Here is a 21,140-nt window from a genome sequence, read left to right on the forward strand (position 1 = left end):
GCCATAAAAAATAGCCATATATATCAATGATTTACAAACAAGGATGGAAGCCAAGCTTCCGGTTCTCGGAAAGCATTAAAAACAAGAGGAAAGTGTCCACTTCCTCAACAATAATGCTGACGTTACTCGCTTTGACATCAGAACAAGCATTCGCCAACACCAATGACAAAACCCTCAGCGTTGAAGAGATAAAGTCCGTTGTAGCAACGGATTTCGAACAAGAGGTGGATCGCGTAGCGCTCTCTAATCAGTGGGGGAAGTACAAACTGGACTTCGACATGTGGGTGCCCGGTTCAGCCAATCACTTGCCAGAATGTCAATCGCCTTTAGTTATCACAGGTCGTGACAACAACACGTTGCCAGTCGGTAACCTCAAGCGCTCAGTCAGCTGCGACAATATCGCATCACCATGGCGAATTAACGTTACGATAAAGTCTTCGCTGACTCTGCCTGTTTTGGTCGCGACAACCACGGTTGGCCGAAATGAAGTCGTAACGGCTAAACACATAAAGCTTGAAACCCGAACCATCTCTCGCCAAGACGATTTTTATACTCGCCCCGAGCAAGCAGTAGGCTTAGAAACCTCTCGTCGTTTGAGGGCTGGACAAGTGGTTAATCCATCCAATTTGTCGGCCCCACCTCTAATCGAGAAAGGCAATGAAGTCATAGTCATTGCGAGCAAAAATGGATTTAGTGCCAGCACAAAAGGAGTCGCCTTAGAAGATGGAGCGAAAGGGCAACAAATTGACGTGGAAAACCCAAGTTCGGGCAAGGTCATAAGAGCAGTCGTAACTGGATTAAACCAGGTTCATACTCAATTTTGATTTTTTGACTCGGGGTAACATTTTTTAATTTTGGCTCTCGTCAGTAACACTGAACTTCGAGTACAAAAAAAATATTTAATGTTTATCACATTCTAACCGCCTACTTAATTTAGAACATGATGATGAGGACCACAGCATGAAAATCGACAAAGTCGCGGGCGGTCATGTCCCACAAACAAAATTACAGCAAGCAAGCAAACAGCCTGTCGACGTCGTCGAACAGAGCAAAGTACACGAGCCTGCATTTCAAGCGAATACCGTAGCGATAGATCGCGCTCAAGCTGAAATGGCATCACTACCTGATGTTGATATGGAAAAAGTAGAACAAGTACGCAACGCATTAGCGCGTGGTGAACTTAGCCTAGATACAAAAGTGCTATCCAAGGCAATCATGCAGTTCCATACAGGTCACGAGTAATAAAACGCTAGGAAGACATCATGGCAAGCGCAGTATCGCAGCGAATTCAACAATTTGTTCGCTCTATATCTGAGGATATTAAGCTTTATCAACAACTGCTTCCTTTGCTTCAGCAGCAAAAGGTATTGTACTTAAAGTTTGATGGAGAGGCACTGAACGACAATGTTCAGAAACAAATGCCGATACTCAATAAACTCAGCCGCTCCGCCAATGACAGAAGCCAGTGTATGCGAGCGCTGGGGTTAGCGTGTAATGACGCCAGCGTAAAACGAATTTTCAATGCTTTGCCTGCCCAAATAGGTATGCAAGCTAGAAAACAATGGGCGCTATTGGAAACGTTGGTAAGTCAGTGCCAACAATACAATCAGAGCAATGGCCACAGCTCTGCGGCGTTCCATGAGTTGGTCAGTCAACTCAAACAACCTGTGCAACACACTTATGAAGATAAATCGTTCTAAACGATGTTCGTCTTGCCTACAGATTCAGTCGCCATCTCGGCTGAGTACTGTAGGCCTTTTTATTTTTATTGCCTTTCTGTCCTACCTTCCATTCACATGCCAGGCAAAACCAAATGCTGTCGATATTCAAACGCAGTATCAAGTATTAGCCCCATACAAGCCACAAATTGCCAAGCGTCTCGATTCATCCAAACCGGTAATTAACCACATTTTCAAACAGCTTCAAAACCACTCATTACCAAATAGCCTAGCCTTAGTGCCAATGTTAGAGTCTTCTTACAATCCCAAAGCCGTTTCTCATGCTAACGCCGCCGGACTTTGGCAATTGATACCAACCACAGCGAAACGATTCGGATTAACGATAAATACAAAACAAGACGATCGCTTTGACACAGAAGCTAGCACAACGGCCGCGCTCAAGTACCTGGCGTTTTTATACAACAAATTCGATCAAAATATGGCTCTCACTTTAGCTGCATACAATGCCGGAGAAGGACGCGTTGCACGTGCTATTCAGCGAGCAGGAAGTCGAGATTTCCAACAACTCACGCTGCCTAACGAGACTCGCCAATACGTCAGCCGCTTCTATGCATTGGAAAAGTTGATAGATATTGGTCAGTTACAATCCTCATCATTTCAACCTTTACTCTTGTTTGCTCCAGACGCTCCTATGATTTCACAACCGCTGGTCGACTTTAGCCGACTGCCTCCGCTAGTTAATTTGTGATAAAAGCTACGACAGAGCTCAATGTCAGAGAAACGTAAAATTACAAGATCCTGTTCGGCGAATTTGAAAACTCGTGATCTCTATGCAAACGTGTGCAAAAAAGTTGAGGTAAGGTATCTCAAAGATAAGAAAGAGTAGTGGTTTACTAAAAAGCGCCCCAATTACGCTTGGCAATTGGGTAGATATGCGTCACATTGTGTTTGCAAAAAAACATGAAAACCAATGGTCAGACCTAATAATTATTTACACACTAAATGTAAAACAGCTATTGTTTTCATAGTTCGAAACAAATCTAACATATCAAGATGACGCTTCGCTTGCGCGTCTGGAATAAGTCCGGGTTCCGGGGGGGAGTCCGGACTTTTTTATTGCTCTAAAATCTTTGCCCACAATAGAGCCAACAGAAGCTAAGTCGTAATGATGCAAACTAGCTGTTTATAGTAATTCTTTAGAAATCAACTGAAGTAAAAACGTTTCGCGCTCAATGCTCATGCCTTTTTTCGGGCTTTCTGCCATCGTTTTTTCATTGTGTGCAATTGCTTCGTGTATGTTCATCCATACCGGGCGCATTCCATTTTTAACTTCGTAATCTTCATACGCCGTTTCGCCTAGCTCACGTTCGATTTTACATGTATAACAATACGACACCATGTGCATCACGTCAGCGTCATCCTTGTACCACGGACGAAACTCCTCAAAGATTCCGAAAGGCTTAATACCATGTATATTTTGGGCGCCCGTTTCTTCCTCTAATTCACGGACTAATCCAGCAATGACATCTTCACCATCATCAATACCACCGCCTGGTAGCGTGTAGTCATGGTAACGTTCTGTATAGAGCAACAGCACATCTTCACCATCAAGTACAATGGCTCGCGCTGCATTGCGCTGAAAAACAATTTTGTCATCCAAATGCTCTATGTCTGGATGAACGGTCGATTTTAAATGTCTCATCGAAAATACCACGGTCAATGTTTTGTGCGCATATTACCGAATTTCACACTTTAAATCATTGTTGTAGGCCAGGTACGTTCGAGCGCTTGTCAGGAAGTGATTGATATGACCTTCACAACAATACGCCTAGAACAGAAGTGTGACGTGCTAATCAGCAATAAATGAGAATATCTAAATTCTTATACGTCCCTCTTACTTTTAACATCGATAAGACAATAATCTCTTAAAGTTGCCTATAATCAATACAATACTCGCCCACCCCATGCGGAGATAAAGAATGAAAAAGACAAATTTAATGATGGCTATGGCTGCAACATTGGTACTGGCTGGTTGTTCAACTTACGAGGGAGCGACCCGATCAACTGAGTATACCTCCGTTGCAAATCCCGCAGCCGTATACTGTGTTCAGCAAGGTGGTGAGCTGGATACCGTGTCGGAAAACGGCGAACGTGTCACTTACTGTGTGCTGTCGGACAATGAACGCGTCGAGCAATGGGAATACTATCGCGAGAATCACAAAGAAAATGAGGGTGACAACTACTAATTATTTTTGTCGATACGTCACCTTCCCTCTATCACTTAGGAGCCTTTGGGCTCCTTTTTTATTTGATTTATCAAAGTGTTCTTACGTTGTTTTTACATATCTCTGACTTTACCGCACATCGACCCTATATCGAACAGTGTTCTATTCTTGACATTCCCCTGACATAACTTTCCACTTGGACAATAAAATTCCAAACACAGATCACACTAATTCACATTTCTTCCACATTTTCTGGGACAGGTGAGCAAGATGAAAACACAAATAGTAAAAGAAGCCGAGTCAGCCCCAAGCAACGTTGTTACTGAAAAATCAAAGCGCATTATTTATAAATCGAGTTTAAACGCCTTGATGATTGTCGCTATAAGTATTCTCGTTAACCTTAGTCTTCGTCTTGATTATGTCGTGTTGGGATCAAGCCTTGGCGAGCTTTCCGTTACAGAAACGCTCCAGCTTGTGATGCTTGCTATTGCATCATGGTCGTTTTTCAGCTTATCGAAACAACAGCCTCAGCTAAAGCATGCGGCTATTTTGATTGCAGGATTTTTTGCAGTACTGATTATTCGCGAAACGGACTATTGGACAGACATGATTCATCATGGCTCTTGGGTTTTCCCAGCACTTGCTGTCACCGCACTGGCTTGCGCCAAAGCTTACCAAGGTGGTAAAGGTACCATGAACGAAATGGCGACCATTTTAACGGTGCCACATATGAAGCTATTAGTTGGTGCTGTAATGCTATTATTAGTCTTCTCTCGTTTGTATGGTATGGGTAGTTTTTGGCAACAAGTGATGGACGAAAATTACATCCGTGATGTTAAAAATATCTCAGAAGAAGGTATAGAACTGCTTTGCTACTGTTTGATCGCATTAAGCGCCGTCCGCACAAAACGCGAGCTTAATGAATAGACTCTGGGTCAAAGCGACGGTTCAATGCCGTCAGTATCGGATGGAAGATACTTAATGCCTTTTCCGCAGCACCTACAGATTCATCCAAGGCCGTCATTTCGACGGCCTTTTTCATTTCTTCAATATGTTGCAAAGCCTCTTTATCAAGCGGGAAAGAGAGCAATTTGTGAATAGCATCTCTTGCGATCATAAGTGGCTTTTTTCGGACAATTGATAAATCTCGGAAAAATGCGCCATGCTTGATCCCTTCTAAATAAACTCGGTAGGTTGTGAGTTCATCGAGTAGCAAGAATGTCTCCGCCATAAGCCCTTTATGTGGGTATGGCACGCTAATATGTTTGCTGATATCCAGTGGAATATTGAGGGTCACCCCCATGGATTCGCAATCGGATTTAAGTACTCGTAATAAGCCTTGCTCATCCATCAAATTCTGGATATCAATGATTCGTTCGAGGTGGTAGTCATTAGACAGCAAGATAACCTCAACCGGATGCCCCGACCATAACTCGAACAACCCACTTTTGCACAAAACTTGGGAAACATAACGCATGTTTTGAAACGTGTTCAACGACTCCGTTTCTAAGAGTATATGACGTTCAGGGAACGGATTCACAGAGTCTGCGTTTAGGGTTCTAAAATACGCGTACATCGCCTCTGCTTCAGAAACACTTTGTCCTTGCGTTACTCCGCCACAAAAAATAATCGCCGTTCGCTCTGTCAGTAGTGATGCAGTCCTACAAGACAAAGCTTCGACTCTTGTTATGCCCTCAGAGGTCAACCTGTTATTGACGAGACGTTTACCTAAAACGATGGCGATGTTGTCTAACTTCATTTTAAAATCTCGCGCTTAGTTGGCAGTGTTACAAAAATCTTCTTTCACTCCCGACCCACAAGCTTTAACATCTAGTTAACAACACTGTTCTAGAGACCTTTATAAAGGTTCACTGCTAAAGGAAGTCAATTATGCTGTCGATTTTCGATATATTTAAAATTGGTGTCGGGCCATCCAGCTCCCATACTAATGGTCCTATGCTTGCCGGATTCCATTTCACTCAGCTAGTTAGCGACTCTATGGCGAAAGTGCATCGGGTGCAAGTGGACCTTTATGGCTCATTGTCACTGACAGGTCGAGGGCACCATACAGACCGAGCCACGGTCCTTGGTTTGATGGGAAATAAACCTGATACCATCAAAATGAGCAGTGCCAAAAGTGCGCTACAAAATACCATAGACAATAATACGCTCATGCTCGCCGGTACACACCAAATTGAGTTTAGCTACGACCATGACATCGTCTTTCATAGCGACAACCTTCCCTTGCATGAAAATGGCATGACGATTACGGCATTAGACGCTGCTGGAGATCAAGTAGCGTTTGAAATTTATTACTCCATTGGGGGCGGATTCATCGCCACCGCCGACGAACTAGAGAACGGCACGCAACAAGATGAGGTCGCAGTACCATTTCCGTTTACATCCGCAGATGAGATGCTGGAAAAAGCCGAGACGAACGGTTTCAGCTTGGGAGGCATGATCCTCCAAAACGAACTCGCATTTCGCTCAGACGAAGAAATCAACCAAAGAGCAGAGCAAATTTGGAAAGTGATGTCGCTCTGCATGCAACGTGGCTTCGACACGGAAGGGATTTTGGAAGGTGGTCTAAATGTCACTCGTCGAGCACCAAACCTTTTGAAAAAGCTCGAAGCCAACGCTGCAGTTGAAAACGATCCGATGGAGATCATGGATTGGATCAATCTCTTCGCCTTTGCGGTTAGTGAAGAAAATGCAGCAGGAGGGCAAGTCGTCACTTCTCCAACGAATGGTGCAGCAGGGGTGATTCCGGCGGTATTGATGTACTACCATCGCTTCATCAAAGAGCTCGATGTTAAACAGCTAAAAGACTTTCTCGCAGTCGCCGGCGCTATCGGCATCTTATATAAAACTAACGCGTCAATTTCTGGCGCAGAAGTGGGGTGTCAGGGAGAAGTTGGGGTTTCTTCATCCATGGCTGCCGCTGGCTTAACAGCGCTAAGAGGGGGCAGTAACGAGCAGATTTGTATTGCTGCGGAAATTGCGATGGAGCATTCATTGGGTATGACTTGTGACCCGATTGGCGGCTTGGTTCAAGTGCCTTGTATTGAAAGAAATGCCATGGGAGCAATGAAAGCGATTAATGCATCGCGTATGGCATTAAAGCGCACAAGTAAATGCTTAATTTCGTTAGATAAAGTTATCGAAACCATGTATCAGACTGGTAAAGATATGAATAAAAAATACCGTGAAACCTCTTTGGGGGGCTTAGCTGTCATTCATATGGCACCGCCATGCGAATAATGGCAAGTGGTCATTGCGCTTAGCTTCTCACCATACGCTTATCTGGTAATTATGATCTGATGATATTACATATAGAAATGCCGCGTTCTTCGCGGCATTTTCTTAACAAGAAACTATTCGATTAATCACGTCGACCACGAAGTTCAATTTTTTGAGTTGCAGCATCCGAATGGATTGTTACACCGCCATAGGCCATTTCATTGCGACCCTTCAGCGTCAATTGAGAATCTGCACGCTCTACGTCAACCTGATTTTTCGTTGCCATCGTCATATCAATCGTGCCCGTGTATGACCCATCGCCAGCAAATGCTACGTTTGTTGAGCAAACCATCAAAACAAGTGCGATTAGTTTTTTCATACATCACCTCTATTATCGTTCTTACTTTCTTTCGGTGGAAAAACTGTAACAACAGAAACGCGCTCATACGAGGAAAGCCATTATTTACCAAATGGAAATCCATGCTAATAAACTGATGTAACCAAGAATAACTTATCGTTACCTTCAATAAATCAGGGATAAGGCAGCAACTTAAATTGACCGAGCGTTGTCTTTTCTTAAGAAATTCAGCGATATGATTTGTCGACAAAAGCCAAGCGAGACAATGTATGAGCGTTAATCTGGATATTCAAAATATTTTGGTATTAAAACGGATGTATGAGTTACGTAACGTCCGGTTAGTCGCAGAATCACTCGGTAAAACGTCAGGAGCAATCAGCAAAAATCTGACAAAGATGAAAACTCAGCTCAATGATCCGCTATTCGTTCAGACCAAAAATGGCTTTGAACCAACAGCTTTTGTGGAAGCGAACATTGCGCATTTTGAGCAAATAATCAACAGTATTGATTCCATCAAACCACAGCATTTTTCACCAGCTCATTTTGACGGCTCAATCACTATTTATGCCAACACATTGTTTTGGGAGTACTTCGGTGACAAGTGTTACTTGGAGTTACTAAAGCACGCTCCAGAAGCAAAATTCTCATGTTTGCGCTGGGGTAGCGAAGCAAAAAAACGATTAATTGACGGTGAAAACGCCATTGCGATTCATTACTTTGATGAAGATCTGCCACAGTCAATTGTTCAGACCGAACTGGGGCGAGGAAAAGCGGTATTTTTTGTTCGACAAGATCATCCCGCTCAAAACTCCCAAGAGCTAGAAGAATACCCTTTTATACTTTTTAAAACGCCGGGATGGAACGACTACCGATACCCTGTGTTGGAAAGGCTCAAACATATGGGTTTTAGAACCACACCTAAAGTGGAAATTGAGCACCCAGCGATGATTCAAAAAGTGCTTCTGCAAACGAATCATTTTGGCATAACGATGAGTGGACATGTTCCTAAGGGTTGCCGAAGTATCGCGCTTCCTGCTGGGCTAGAGCTTGATGTTCGCTACGTGATGAGCTGTCGTCGCTCTCAACAGCAAGCTCCGGTAAATCAGTGGTTATTAGATGTCATTAAGCATGTCGCTCAGTCCTAGACTGATGACTTGCTACTGCTAATAATAGCCAAACCACACATGCGCTCTACTCACTCGCTGAACGAACATTAAAGACTCTGTATTAACCATTGAGCAAAGGTGTTTACGTGTGATTTTTCGAATGCTCGAACCATCATATAATGTGCACCAGAACTTGGCATATTCCAATTTCCAGCCTGGACTAATACGCCCTGTTGCAGCTCATCCTCAACAAGAAAGTCTCTTACCAGCAACACGCCAAGTTGATTCATCGCAGCATGAATAGCAAGCAATGAGTGTTCAAACTCGGCGACGACTTTGCTCACCTTCCCTTGATAACCTTGGTGCGTAAGCCACTCTTGCCAAGATTCATGATAACCGCCAGTACAAATTTTAGGCGCTTTAGCTAACTGCAAGAGGTCATTTATCGGGTTTAAATGCATAAAGCCGGGGCTTGCGACAACGATCCAGTTTTCTTGGGTTAATCGTATGGCTTCTTGCTCTTGCCAATCTCCATCTCCGTTAATAATTTCGATATCCGCAATCGCACTGGCGCTTGGAACTGTATTAGCAGTAGTCGAGATTTTAAAGGAGATGTCTGGGAATTGTCGCTGAAAATCAGCCAATCTTGGCATTAACCACTGAGAGCAAAAGCTGTGAGCGACATGTAAGTTAACTTGCGTATTCTTGGGACGAGTAAATAAATGCTGCGTCGTGGTCGATAATGTTTGAAGCACATGATTAACCACAGGCCAGTATTCTTGTGCGGAGCAGGTCAGCGTAAGGTGAGTGCCCTTACGCTCGAATAACGTCGCATTGAGCTGTGACTCTAGCGATTTCACCTGTTGGCTGACGGCCGCACGAGTCACATTTAGCTCCTCTGCGGCTTTTGTAAAACTCTGTAGTCGCGCCGTGGCTTCAAAAGCTCGGAGCAAATTGAGCGGCGGTAAACTTTGCATATCATTCTCCCAAACACTTGGCTGTCATGCTATGAACTGGTGATGACAAATTGATGAAGGTGCTGAGTTTACGTATGTTGAGCACATGTCAAAGCGTCCCGATATAACTATGTTTCTACACAACTACTTAGTTAAGCGGGATCAAAAAAGCCAGCGTGATACACGCTGGCTTTTGGAACTTTATCTTAAGCAGGAATTATTCTGCTTTTTCAGTTGTTTGGTATTCAAACGCAGGAACAACCACTTCAACACGACGGTTCATTTGACGACCTTGACGTGTTTCGTTGCTTGCCACTGGGTTAGCTTCACCCATGCCTTTCACTGTCATACGCTCAGCCGCAATACCTTTTGCTTGGAACTCGTCAGCAACGGCTTTCGCACGTTTTTCTGTGAGTTGCTTGTTGTAAGCAGCAGAACCTGTCGTATCGCTGTAACCCGTGATCTCAACTTGAGCTTGTGGGTAAGTATTCATCAAATCAACGGTACCAGAAAGGTTCGACGCGTCTTTCACTTCTGCACTTTCTAAGTCGAATTGTACTGTCGCTGTTGTTTGAGCAGGGTAAACATGATCTACAATGCGTGTTGCAGGACGTGCTTCTACTACCTCTTCAACGGCTTTTTCTTGAACGACAGGCTCAGAACCAAACTTGTAGTTGAAACCAATACCGAAGAAATCTGAATCCATGTCTTCAATTACATCATCAGACATATCTTGGTAGCGTTGGTATTCAGCACGTAGGCTCCAGTTGTAGTTGATTTGGTATTCAGCACCCAGAGAGCCAGTTGGTACGAAATCTTTCTCGTCACCAGCCATCATGTATGCAGCACCAACTTTCGCGAATAGATTCCAAGAATCCGTTAGCGGTAGGTTAAATTTAGGAGCAAGCGTCAACGCCCAAAGATCACCATCAACGGTGTTTAGGCCAGGCTTTTTGAAGTTTGCAGTGAAGTCACCAAGGTAATCAACACCATACTCTGCTGCAACGTACTTGTTGAAGCTGTAGCCTAAGTGCATAGATGCTGCAAAACTGTCGTCGTCACAAGGTTCGTTTAGGTAACACGCATCGTTTAGAGAGTTGTAACCTATTTTACCGCCCATGTAAGTGTCAGCAAGTGCAACGTTTGAGATCACACCACCAGCAAGTACAGTAGCCACTGCTATAGCGATTTTTTTCATTATTCTTTTCCTTTTTCTTGTACACAAAGCAACACATCGCGGCAGCATACTGCCGTAAAATATGAAGCCGTAACTTTCTCTTTTCTTCGAATAGAAATAGCTAAATAGCGTAGGAAAGAATCAAAAATGATATTCAAACGCCAATGACGTAAAACGGAAAAAGGTAACCTCAAGACCATCTATTCATGAGCTTCATCCGCATACCCAACCGAAAAACAAAGTTCGTTGCGTTGGTTTAGCCATAGTCAATTCGTTGCGGAGAATATCACAAAGAAGCCAACTTTCTGTGACGCAAATCACCATAAAAAGCCACTTTCTCAAATTTAAGAATCATCATTTAAGCTTGTGAATGGCAACAAATTTTTACAGGGGAGCGTGGATCTGGAGAGCACAAAAAAACAGCTCATTTAAATGAGCTGTTTTCGAAATAATGAAAAAGCGTTAACTCGTCGCGCTAAATTTTATCCGCTACGGTTAACGTTGCAGCTAATACATCTTGCCCAAACAAGACACTACGCTCAGGAGACCAACCGTAAAGTGGATCTGGGTGATTGTTGTTATCTTTAAATGGCATTTCGATTGTGTAAGACAAGCATTTGAACTGCTCTGCAACCCAATTTGAACCCACCGTCAAATTCGCTTTACCAGGCTCATCTTTATCGTAACCAATCTCATCTTGGAACTCTGGCGTAATAGTCAGTAACGCTTGCTTAAATGATGTCTCTAAAGCGGCAAGATTTTCATCGTAAGAAGGAATACCTTCTGAGCCAGCGACGAAGTTATACGGAATCGCTTCATCGCCATGAATATCTAAAAACATGTCAACACCCGTTTCCAGCATGCGCTGACGCACAAGGTAGACTTCTGGGCTCTTTTCCATTGATGGCGTTTGCCATTCACGATTTAGGTTTACACCTACTGCGTTGGTACGCAAGTGACCGCGAATACCACCGTCTGGGTTCATATTTGGTACGACGTAAAGCACCGCTTTTTCAAGCAATGCACGCGCAACCGTGTCGTTTTCATCTAACAGACGTTGGATCATACCTTCCATGAACCATTCCGCCATGGTCTCACCTGGGTGCTGACGTGCAATCATCCAGATTTTCTTTTTGCCTTCTTCTGGCTCACCGAAAGTAAGCAAGCTCATGTCATTGCCATCTAGCGTATGACCAAGCGTCTCTAGTTGGCAGTGGTGCGCGCTTTGTGCCATGTGTAACAAGTCTAAATGACGATCGTACGTGTATGGCGCAAAGTACGCGAAGTAAATTGAGCTGCGCTCAGGGATTACAGTGAAAGTCAGCGTGTCGCCATCGAACTCTGCCGGTAGTCGGAACCATTCTTCACGATCGTAAGACGCAACCACATCGTAACCTTGCCATCCTTCTGGATAAGCCGATTTAGCCAAATCAAGCAATTTGATGGTGTGTGATTGCTCAGCTTCTGTCTCAAGACGGAAGTGGAACCACTGGTAGAATTCCGACATATTGTCGTTAGGAATTTTGAGTTGGATGTCGTTTTTGTCGTCCGCTTTCACTACGTGAATGCTGCCGCTATCGAAGTTGCTGAATACTTTCATTTTATGACTCACCTTTTAAATCTGAGCTTGAAAGACAGAGGCTAACACAAGGCTTCATCGCACCCCAATGACTTTCACTGCAAACTGTCTCGTTTGTGGCTAAAGTCTTCAGTTTAGTCAAGCTTATCCGCTTTGCCTGCTGGTCCCGCGAGTTTTGCTAGCCACTTATCCCAGATAAACGGCGTTTTCTCGTTATCTTCTGCTTCCTCTTTTCGACGTACCGCGTTGCGCACTATCATAGCCCCGGTCCAGCGAAGCGGTTCTGGTGGGAAATACCCCAACGGTCCTTTGGCTAAACCACTGTTCGTCCACTCGTTATCGATTCCCAATATCAATGAAGATAAGATCTTTCCGCCCATTCGAGTCTGCGCTACACCATTGCCTGAATAACCAAATCCGTAAAAGATATTGCTCTGTTTATCTAGCTCGCCGAAAAAAGGGAAACCAGTAGCAGAACGATCAGAGCCCCCCGTCCATGAATAAGCAAACTCCTCGCCTCTCAAACGAGGAAACAACTTATCGAACGACTTACGCAGTAGACCTTGGTAGCGCGTTGGCTTGTTGAACATTGCGTTGACTTGGTTGTTGAAAGAGAACTGATTGCCGCCTTTCCCCAACATCAAACGGCCATCTGGCGTATCTCGGTAATAGTGGACGAAGATACGTGAATCCAACACGCTAGAACCTGCCTGCCAACCAGATTGAGGTAGTGCGTCACCAAGCGGCTTGGTGATCACCATGTCGGAAGATACCACCACGATACTGTTTTTAAACTGTTTAAACTGTTTAAACTGCTCCACCATCCATGCATTTAATGCCAATACCACCTGCTGCGCTTGAATGTTTCCTTTGGGTGTACAGACAATGGCAGGTTTTCCATAATCTAGACGCGTCATCGGCGTGTTCTCATAAACTTCTACACCCAGATCAATAGCAACACGGCGTAACCCCCTCGCTAATAATGCAGGTTGAACGCTGGCTGCAACTGGAGAGTGATAGCCTTCAATATGTCGAGGTGAACCCGCATTGGCACGCAGCTCCTCCACCGAGCAACGACGCCAACTGTTCACTTCTAATAGCTTTAACTCGTCCACAACTGGCTGCATTCCCCCAGTTTGAGCCTGATTGGTTGCAGTGTAATAAACCCCTTTTAACGATAATTGCGCATCGATGTTGTGCTGCTGACAAAAGTCGTCAATCTCTAGCACTGCTTGTTCCGACTCTTTTACTAACCAAGCAGCATGTTCTTCACCGAATAACCGTTTCAATGTCGGGAACTTGGTAGACCAAGTCAACATACAACCGCCATTTGCGCCCGATGCACCACTACCACATAAGCCCTTTTCGATAACAACCACCTGTTTTTCCGGAGATTGCTGCTTAATCATAATCGCGGTCCAAAGTCCGGTGTATCCGCCACCAACAATCGCAACGTCAGTATTAATGTTCTGCTGTAACGGTTGTGGCGTTTCTGGTTGCTCAGCTTCAATTGCCTGCTTGAACCAATATGAATGATGTGTCATCGGGTATCCTCGTTAGTGCGTTACATCCATTTCCGCAAACACTTTACAAACGATGATGACAATCAACGAGCAAGAAAATCTAACCCTGAGCGATAGAAAATGTTGCACTGAGAGTGTGAAAATTTTCGCTTTCGACAAAAACAAAATGGGGAGCTCGTGGCTCCCCAAAACAAACAGCAAAAATATTAGTGGTAAACAATTCGAGTCCGTCTTACTGGTTAGTATTTACCGGTATCACGCATGCGGTACTCGTATTGAACATTGAGAATAGGCTGGTAAACAACTTGCCCGTCACTTTGCAAGAACTCATTTACCATGACTTTTGAGTCAGTGATAGAAAACGATTGGCGATCAACATACGTTGTAAGGCTCGTAAACTCATCACGGAGTTGTCCAGATGATTTATTTTGGTAGCTTTGGATCATGTCTCGGCCCATTTCATAAGCCGCTTGTTTGCTATCCATTACGTCGCCATGGATAGTTTCGGTATCGTTTGTCCACTGATAACCACCAGCAAGAGCCATAGAAGGTGCAGCAATCAGAGCAATCGTACTTGCTAAAGTTGTTAAGCGTTTCATAAACCTCTCCTTACTTACCTTTACATCGGGCCAAAATTGGCTCGATACTTATAAGGTACGTATAAAGACCTAAAACACGTCAAAACAATTTCAAATAATGTTCAATTTTCGTTCAACTTATTTCACATTAACTTAGCAACTCAACGTCATATTCAGCCGACATTCGCATTTTCTTCATTTTGAACAATGGGTTTCAACCTGACACTTCCTTACCAAACCATACAATACCTAAGGTCAATTTTCTCTTAGAATTCCAGCAAAAGAACAGTGTTCAAAACCTTACAAAAACGTCGGACACAGCAAAAACCACCTCTTTTCAGTCGTGCTTTGCATTCCTCCTTTTCGGGTTCTTCGCTGCTCGTCCGTCGGTTCTTAATTGTCGCTATTGAGCACAAGTTAATCTGGAGTGAAAATGACCGCGAACAAATCCATTTTTTACCATAGCAAATCGATTTACTCAGATGATTATGCTGATGTCTACAAGCCAATTTGGACCTACAGAGCTAAGTTCATCTTACGTGCGCTTTATTACAAACGTGCGTTTAAGCACCTTTCAGACAATATTGAATCGTCATTGTTAGAGTTGCTTTGTACACGTACGCATCGATTTTTAGAGAAGCCGTTTCGTCCGTATATCATCAAAAACAACTCAGCGTTCGATCGTTCTAACTTGGTGGTTGATCACTATAAAACGATTTCAGAACTGTTTTCTAAACAAACAATCGAAGAAATCTACACAGACTCGAAAGGCCTAACATTAGCCTCTTTTGAAATTGACGAAACCCTGTACTCGGTGAGATTAGTATACGAAGCACGTTATCAAAAAGAAGGCGATATGAGCCTAGTGCTGCACAGCGCTGAAGATGGCAACTTCTACACGCTCTCTTTTACGCTCGGTCACATCGAATCTGGACGCAGCATTATGATTGGCGGCTTACAAGGACCGCGAAGCAGTGAAGAAAACAACGCGAAAATTAAAAAGCTAACTCGTAAGCTTTACGGACAGAGACCAAAAAGCTTGATGGTGAGCTTGCTCACTTTGCTCGCACAAATTTGGGAAGTGAACACGATTCTAGCAGTGAAAACGCAGTCCCATACTTACGCAGCTAAGCGCTACAGCAAAGGGCGAATCAAAACAGATTACGATGCACTCTGGCAAGAATTAGGCGGCACCGAATACAATCGTCATTTTTACTCAATTGATGTAAATGCACCCCGTCGAGATATCGAAGGCATGTCGCGCTCTAAGCGTTCGATGTATCGTCGCCGTTATGAATGGCTAGACAACACCAAGATCACTTTCGAACAAATATTAAAAGGCGATCAAGCTAAAAGCTAAGGAGAAGCGTTCATGCGTTATTCATTCATTACTGCTTTAGTGTTGTCGGCTTTTTCTTTGTCAGCCAATGCAGAAACCAGTGAGCACATCATAGGTACAAACATTGGCTATGGCGATGTGAACTACGATGCTCCGACAAGCAAAGAATCAGGCGACATGTTCTTAGGTGAAATATATTACCGCTACATGCCAACACATAACTTTGGTATCGAAGCAGGTTATAAAGGCGCGTTTGACGGTATCGGCTCGATACTCGTGAGTCCGATTTCAGAAGTCACCGATACGAGCTTCTCCGGACCTCGCTTGAGTGGCTATGCTAGCTATCCTCTGGGTTCAGGTTTCGAACTGTACGGCAAGGCAGGTGTCACTATCTACACTCTCGAGTACACTTATAAAGTGAACGGTCAGAGCAAGAACATCGAACACTCAAGTGTCGGAGGTGAAGCGGCTGGCGGTATCGGCTGGAGCTATAAACACTTTGGTTTGAATGCAGAATATGTGTACTCAAAAAACAGCGATTTTGACTCTAGCGGCGTGATGTTTGGTGCGCAACTGCGTTTTTAAACAAGGCTTACAAGTTAATACAAAAGGCAGCGAGAAGCTCATTCGCTGCCTTTTTTCGTGAATATAGGTCAATACGTAAGCGCGAGAATGATCCCCGCCACGATAGAAGTAACGCCAAGCCCTCGGGTGAGATACCATTTCTCAGACAGAAACCAAATCCCCATAAACAATCCAAACACGATGCTGATTTGCCTTAGTGCCACCACCAAACTTACGTTGTCGGTCATGGTCATCGCAAACAACACCAAGCCGTAGGTGGATGCCATCATTACCCCTGCCATGCTGGCTGTTTTGCGGATCTGCCACGCTGTCTTAATCTCATCTGGCTTGTCCGTAACTAAGCACCACACAAGGGCAGGAATACCAATTGCCCAAAACTGCACGCCCAAGTAGAAGATTGCACTGTACTGATCATTCAAGATCTCTGATGCTTGTCCTGTGAGTAAACTCAGCGCTTCTTTATCGACTACCGAGTAACCCGTTGTGCCTATTGCGGCAATCAATGCCCAGAACACACCAACGTTCAAATAAGAGCCCAATGTCATCTGACGAAAATTCGTCAGTGGTACAAGCATACAACCAAGAGTAATTAGTAAGAATCCAAGCCACTGCTGACTAGATAATTCATGTCCCAATGCAACACTGATTGCGCCGACCATCATCACAGGCAGTGCCCGAGCAATCGGATAAACCACCCCCACATCAGCGTGCTTATAAGCGACAATCAAACCAACCAGATAAACCATTTGTGAAATGCCGCTAATGAACAGCAATCCCCAAAACTCACTCGGTAATGATGTCCAGCCAATGGTTGCCAAATACCAAATCAAATAAGGGGTAAGAATGAAACATGCAGAAAAGCTGGCGGCCATGGTAAACGCGAGCCCTGACCCAGAGTTGCTTTTGCCAAGGATATTCCACCCCGCATGGAGAACAGCAGAGAAAACGACGAGACCAATCGCCAACAAATCCATTTCAATGTTCCTGTCTGAATAAAAGAAAGGCCCCGAGATGGAGCCTTAGATAATGAGAAAATCCACTTAACGATTGAGTTCCGCCAGAGATTCAATGCTAATGGCATCGTGTCGCCAATATTCGATATCGCAATCAATCAACTCACCGTGCTGGTTGTAGTTGATGCGCTCCACTACCATCGCTGGCGTACCGGCTGTCGCGCGCAGTGCCTGAGCCATTTCACCCAACAAAGTGCTGGTTGAAATGCGGTAGCGAATCTTTTGATACGTCACGCCATAATGCTCGCGGTAAATGTCCGTCAGTGAGTTTGACAAATCATAGTCCAGCAGATTCGGAAACAGCTCTGGGCGAATATAGTTTGTTACGAATACTACAGGTCTATCTTCAAGGTATCGCACACGGTCGACTCGATACACGTCCGAGAAAGGCTGCAAGTCCAGCAAGCGCGCAGCTTGTTTGTTTGCCAACGTTCCTTTTGCTGCGACCAACTCCGTTTTTGGCACGCGATTTTGCGCTTTCGCCATGTTCGGGAAGTTCAGAGTTTGGGTTGGGTCGTAACGCAATGGCTCGGGTGAGATAAACCAACCTCGGCGATCTTCGCGATAGATTCGACCTTCCGCTTCTAGCAGTGATAAAGCTTCACGCAGAGTGACGCGTGTAGTATCGAACGACTCCGCCAACTTACGCTCTGCTGGCAGTTTTTGACGCGGCGATAGCATGCCCGCTTCAATCTGTTCAACAATCGAATCTTTAATTTTTACGTATTGCACGAAGTGTCCTTATCTTTTGCGCCAAGCTTGTGTGCGATTCTCTAACAATTTACCCAAAGTCATCTGAACAATCTTCGCAATTGCGGCAGCCATCATGATCATCACAGCCATTGCCGCTGCAGCGCCAGTTTGACCGGCATCATCCATATTCAGAATCGAGACCGAAGCCGGAATCGTATCGGTTGAGTAAAGGAATACTACCGCAGAAGTGGTGGTCAATGCATTAACAAACAAGTAAGTCGCAATGTCCAAAATCGCAGGTAAGCACACAGGTAATGTCACTTTAAAGAACAACTTGTATTGAGGAAGCTTCACCGATGCCGCCGTGGCTTCAATCTCCGATGGCAACTGCTTTAGCGCTGTCAGGGCGGTCATGTGACCCACCGTGTAATAATGCACTACCGTGTTAATCACCAAGAATGCCATGGTGCCATAAAGTACGTTCAGAGGATTGTTCGCATCGTTGAAGTAAAAGATGTAACCCAAGCCAAGCACCATACCCGGAACTGCCATTGGCACCACGCTAAGCATTTGCATCACCTGACGAATTGGACCAAACGCACGCCCTTTCTCAATGCAGTAAGCACCGACAAAGATAATGGCTGTACCGATCACTGCCGTCCAGCCTGCCAGCGTTAGCGAGTTGAAGAATGGGCTCCAACCGTAAGTGCTCATTTCAGCAAAGTTGTAGTTGTTTAGCGTCAGCGCTTTGTTCCAAGGCCAGAACGTAACTAACGAGCCATACACCGCCATACCAAGTACTGCCAGCACTGCGATAGAAATGATGCTGCAGTAAACCAAACAAATGCTGTCGCGCGCTTTGTTAGGCTCTGGCTGATAAGGCACCGAGCGAGTGTCGAACAAGCTCTTTTGTTTTTTCTGTACCCAACGGTCTGCGCCGAACGCCATTACCGCAGGGAATAACAACATAATGCTGGTCACCGCCCCCATGGCAAAGTTTTGTTGCCCCACGACTTGCTTGAAGATGTCAGTCGCCAGAACGTTGTAGCTGCCCCCAATCACTTTCGGCACACCAAAGTCAGTGATAACCAGCGTAAAGACAACGATAAGCGTACTGATCAAACCGTATTTCGCCGCAGGTAGCGTCACCATAAAGAAGGTTTTGATGGGTGAGGTTTTAAGTGCGCGGGCTGCTTCATACAAGCGGGCATCTGAAGTACGCAGCGAAGTGGTTAAGATCATCAATGCATGAGGGAAGGTCCAGAAAATCAAACCCATCGAGATACCAATCACGCCGTAAATCGAGTTTCCTAACAACATCTCTTTGGCAATGCCTTGATTACCGAAAAGGAAGATCAAACTAATCGCTGGTAACAGCGAAGGCGCAAGAATTGGCGCAGTACCTAGGATTTGGAACAAACCTTTAAACGGCATGCATGAACGAGTCAGCGCGTAGGCATAACCGAACGCAAGCACACCCACTACCGAGGTCACAATCACGCCCAAAGTGAAGGTGTTTCCCACCGACACCCACAAGCTTGAAGAAGAAAAGTACGTCGCAAAGTTTGCCAGACCGACAAATTCGCCATTGGCATTTTGCACACTCTTGGTCAACATTGCCCAAAGCGGCATTAAGATGAACAGCACCATCATGGTCGACAAACCAGCGAGCAAACCGAACAACACAAGGTTGTCGCGGCTAACACGTCCGAGCAAGGATTTTGCTTTGTCTTGTGTGGTCAGGCTATTCATCGTCATTGTCTTCGCATCCATGTTTACACCTACGCCGCTAGCGCTTTATCAACCGAGGGCACGGCGTAACCATGCAGCCCTTCTTCAGCAAACTGGATGTAACGTACATCGCCCGCCTTGATGTTGAGTTTTTGAACCGTTTCCACGGGCACATCCACGACGATGGTTTTCGTTGAGCTGTCGTTTTGCAATACGCAATCAATACGGAAAAACGCCCCCAAAAACTCGGTAGCCGTAACTCGTACTGGTAAAGAGTTGGTGTAGTTTTCAACGAACTTGATGCTTTCAGGGCGCACCGCAAGGTCGAAGCGGTCACCACGTTGGATCTTACGATTGGTCAAGCTTGGCGCTGGCATCAGGGTTTCTGCAATGCGTACTTGGGAGTCCGTTGCGACGGAGGTTTCAATAAAGTTCATGCTGCCGACAAACTCAGCGACAAAGCGCGTTGCTGGTTGTTGGTAGATTTCTTGAGGTGTGCCGACTTGCTCAATCACGCCATGGTTCATTACCACGATACGATCCGCCATTGACAGCGCCTCGTCCTGATCGTGCGTAACCATGATGGTGGTAATGCCAAGCTTGCGTTGCAGCTTACAAATCTCGTCACGTAAGTGAACACGTACTTTTGCATCTAGCGCTGACAGCGGCTCATCAAGTAACAGTAGACCCGGTGACAACGCCAATGCACGAGCCAAAGCAACACGCTGCTGCTGACCACCAGAAAGTTGGTTAGGGAATTTCTCGCCAGAGGTTGAAAGACCAATGGTTTCTAACCAGTAATCCACTTTCTCTAGCGCTTCTGTGGTCGACATACCTTGGTTCTTCAAACCCACCGCAATGTTCTCTTGCACAGTTAGGTTCGGAAACAAAGCGTAAGATTGGAAGACGATGCCGAAATCGCGCTTCTCTGGTGGTAGGAATGTGGTCTCTTGACCGTTTTGAAAAATCGCACCAGACGTTGGCAAGTCTAAACCTGCAATGGCACGTAGCAGAGTGGTTTTACCGCAGCCAGAAGGACCAAGAAAACAAACAAACTCGCCCTTTTCAATCGCTAACGAGATTTTCTTTAACGCAGTGAACTGTCCGAATTGCTTCACTACATTTTCGATATTTAGGTAATGTTGGTTAGTAGACATAACACACGCTCCAAATGGTATATACCAACTTTAGTTTTGGAGTGTTACGTTCCAATGACAAATTTATAGCCAGAAGATGACAAATAGATGAAGGGAAGCGAAGTTTGTTTACGTGACAATTAGAGATTCCCGACTCGCTCCTTCGTCACTCTCGAGAATGACGTTGTGAGTGTAGATAGAAGCTCCTACTTTCTTAAGTCC

The 21,140-nt window shown here is 44.9% G+C and carries 22 protein-coding genes; 10 read left to right on the top strand and 12 right to left on the bottom strand.

The features are described 5' to 3' along the window. Nucleotides 1–26: 26 nt before the first annotated feature. From flgA to R7E78_RS08250, 4 genes are all read left to right on the top strand, one after another. Nucleotides 27–824, top strand: coding sequence for a flagellar basal body P-ring formation chaperone FlgA (gene flgA / locus R7E78_RS08235; RefSeq protein WP_318057825.1), 798 nt, complete (start codon nt 27–29; stop codon nt 822–824). Nucleotides 825–960: 136 nt separating this feature from the next. Further along, the gene (gene flgM, locus R7E78_RS08240) at nt 961–1,242 is read left to right on the top strand and encodes a flagellar biosynthesis anti-sigma factor FlgM (protein WP_005374016.1); all 282 of its coding nucleotides are present in this window, start codon (nt 961–963) and stop codon (nt 1,240–1,242) included. A gap of 20 nt (nt 1,243–1,262) precedes the next feature. Further along, a complete protein-coding gene (flgN, locus tag R7E78_RS08245) occupies nt 1,263–1,700 on the top strand; it encodes a flagellar export chaperone FlgN (protein WP_005374018.1) in 438 nt (145 codons plus the stop codon). Further along, a complete protein-coding gene (locus tag R7E78_RS08250; protein ID WP_054579235.1) occupies nt 1,681–2,427 on the top strand; it encodes a lytic transglycosylase domain-containing protein in 747 nt (248 codons plus the stop codon). Before flgN ends, R7E78_RS08250 begins: the two co-directional genes overlap by 20 nt. Before the next feature lie 435 nt (nt 2,428–2,862). On the opposite strand, the gene R7E78_RS08255 is transcribed toward R7E78_RS08250, so the two are convergent. Beyond that, nucleotides 2,863–3,381 carry an NUDIX hydrolase gene (locus tag R7E78_RS08255; RefSeq protein WP_005374021.1) on the bottom strand — a complete coding sequence of 173 codons (519 nt, stop codon included), beginning with the start codon at nt 3,379–3,381 and terminating at the stop codon, nt 2,863–2,865. Nucleotides 3,382–3,658: 277 nt separating this feature from the next. Here R7E78_RS08255 and R7E78_RS08260 point away from each other — a divergent pair, with 277 nt between their 5' ends. Continuing rightward, nucleotides 3,659–3,925: a DUF333 domain-containing protein gene (locus tag R7E78_RS08260; RefSeq protein WP_005374023.1), complete on the top strand. Its 267-nt coding sequence runs from the start codon at nt 3,659–3,661 to the stop codon at nt 3,923–3,925. A 249-nt stretch (nt 3,926–4,174) separates the two neighbouring features. After that, nucleotides 4,175–4,831, top strand: a complete 657-nt coding sequence (locus R7E78_RS08265) for a hypothetical protein (protein ID WP_005374025.1) — start codon at nt 4,175–4,177, stop codon at nt 4,829–4,831. On the opposite strand, the gene R7E78_RS08270 is transcribed toward R7E78_RS08265, so the two are convergent. Continuing rightward, on the bottom strand, nt 4,821–5,663 hold the full coding sequence (locus tag R7E78_RS08270; protein WP_213986727.1) for a YdcF family protein: 843 nt from the start codon (nt 5,661–5,663) through the stop codon (nt 4,821–4,823). The genes R7E78_RS08265 and R7E78_RS08270 overlap by 11 nt on opposite strands. A gap of 131 nt (nt 5,664–5,794) precedes the next feature. On the opposite strand from R7E78_RS08270, the gene R7E78_RS08275 reads away from it, so the two are divergent. Further along, nucleotides 5,795–7,165, top strand: a complete 1,371-nt coding sequence (locus R7E78_RS08275) for an L-serine ammonia-lyase (protein WP_017819764.1) — start codon at nt 5,795–5,797, stop codon at nt 7,163–7,165. Between the two features lie 121 nt (nt 7,166–7,286). On the opposite strand, the gene R7E78_RS08280 is transcribed toward R7E78_RS08275, so the two are convergent. Further along, on the bottom strand, nt 7,287–7,523 hold the full coding sequence (locus R7E78_RS08280; RefSeq protein ID WP_005374030.1) for a hypothetical protein: 237 nt from the start codon (nt 7,521–7,523) through the stop codon (nt 7,287–7,289). A 248-nt stretch (nt 7,524–7,771) separates the two neighbouring features. Between R7E78_RS08280 and R7E78_RS08285 the strand changes: the two genes are divergently transcribed. Continuing rightward, entirely contained in the window at nt 7,772–8,647 is an 876-nt protein-coding gene (locus R7E78_RS08285) for a LysR family transcriptional regulator (RefSeq protein ID WP_025768023.1), read from the top strand. Between the two features lie 68 nt (nt 8,648–8,715). Here R7E78_RS08285 and R7E78_RS08290 read toward each other — a convergent pair whose 3' ends face one another. The 5 genes from R7E78_RS08290 to R7E78_RS08310 form a co-directional block, all read right to left on the bottom strand. After that, entirely contained in the window at nt 8,716–9,585 is an 870-nt protein-coding gene (locus tag R7E78_RS08290) for a LysR substrate-binding domain-containing protein (RefSeq protein ID WP_318057826.1), read from the bottom strand. 196 nt (nt 9,586–9,781) lie between these two features. Next, nucleotides 9,782–10,762, bottom strand: coding sequence for an OmpA family protein (locus R7E78_RS08295; RefSeq protein WP_065275126.1), 981 nt, complete (start codon nt 10,760–10,762; stop codon nt 9,782–9,784). Nucleotides 10,763–11,216: 454 nt separating this feature from the next. Next, complete coding sequence (locus tag R7E78_RS08300; RefSeq protein ID WP_130546464.1) at nt 11,217–12,341, bottom strand: M14-type cytosolic carboxypeptidase; 1,125 nt, start codon at nt 12,339–12,341, stop codon at nt 11,217–11,219. A 113-nt stretch (nt 12,342–12,454) separates the two neighbouring features. Then, nucleotides 12,455–13,864, bottom strand: coding sequence for an FAD-dependent oxidoreductase (locus R7E78_RS08305; RefSeq protein ID WP_318057827.1), 1,410 nt, complete (start codon nt 13,862–13,864; stop codon nt 12,455–12,457). A 218-nt stretch (nt 13,865–14,082) separates the two neighbouring features. Further along, nucleotides 14,083–14,442, bottom strand: a complete 360-nt coding sequence (locus tag R7E78_RS08310) for a DUF3316 domain-containing protein (protein ID WP_017819758.1) — start codon at nt 14,440–14,442, stop codon at nt 14,083–14,085. A 412-nt stretch (nt 14,443–14,854) separates the two neighbouring features. Here R7E78_RS08310 and R7E78_RS08315 point away from each other — a divergent pair, with 412 nt between their 5' ends. Together R7E78_RS08315 and R7E78_RS08320 are read left to right on the top strand one after the other, a co-directional pair. Beyond that, nucleotides 14,855–15,781, top strand: coding sequence for a VirK/YbjX family protein (locus tag R7E78_RS08315; protein ID WP_318057828.1), 927 nt, complete (start codon nt 14,855–14,857; stop codon nt 15,779–15,781). A 12-nt stretch (nt 15,782–15,793) separates the two neighbouring features. Then, complete coding sequence (locus tag R7E78_RS08320) at nt 15,794–16,345, top strand: outer membrane beta-barrel protein (RefSeq protein ID WP_318057829.1); 552 nt, start codon at nt 15,794–15,796, stop codon at nt 16,343–16,345. A gap of 68 nt (nt 16,346–16,413) precedes the next feature. Here the strand turns inward: R7E78_RS08320 and R7E78_RS08325 are convergent, their stop codons facing one another. The 4 genes from R7E78_RS08325 to R7E78_RS08340 form a co-directional block, all read right to left on the bottom strand. Next, entirely contained in the window at nt 16,414–17,319 is a 906-nt protein-coding gene (locus tag R7E78_RS08325) for an EamA family transporter (RefSeq protein WP_005384368.1), read from the bottom strand. A 66-nt stretch (nt 17,320–17,385) separates the two neighbouring features. Beyond that, on the bottom strand, nt 17,386–18,090 hold the full coding sequence (gene phnR, locus R7E78_RS08330) for a phosphonate utilization transcriptional regulator PhnR (RefSeq protein ID WP_005374048.1): 705 nt from the start codon (nt 18,088–18,090) through the stop codon (nt 17,386–17,388). A 9-nt stretch (nt 18,091–18,099) separates the two neighbouring features. After that, nucleotides 18,100–19,824, bottom strand: coding sequence for a putative 2-aminoethylphosphonate ABC transporter permease subunit (locus R7E78_RS08335; protein WP_005442364.1), 1,725 nt, complete (start codon nt 19,822–19,824; stop codon nt 18,100–18,102). Nucleotides 19,825–19,832: 8 nt separating this feature from the next. Further along, a complete protein-coding gene (locus R7E78_RS08340; RefSeq protein WP_318057830.1) occupies nt 19,833–20,939 on the bottom strand; it encodes a putative 2-aminoethylphosphonate ABC transporter ATP-binding protein in 1,107 nt (368 codons plus the stop codon). Between the last annotated feature and the right edge of the window lie 201 nt (nt 20,940–21,140).

It is taken from the genome of Vibrio sp. YT-19(2023), from assembly GCF_033337395.1.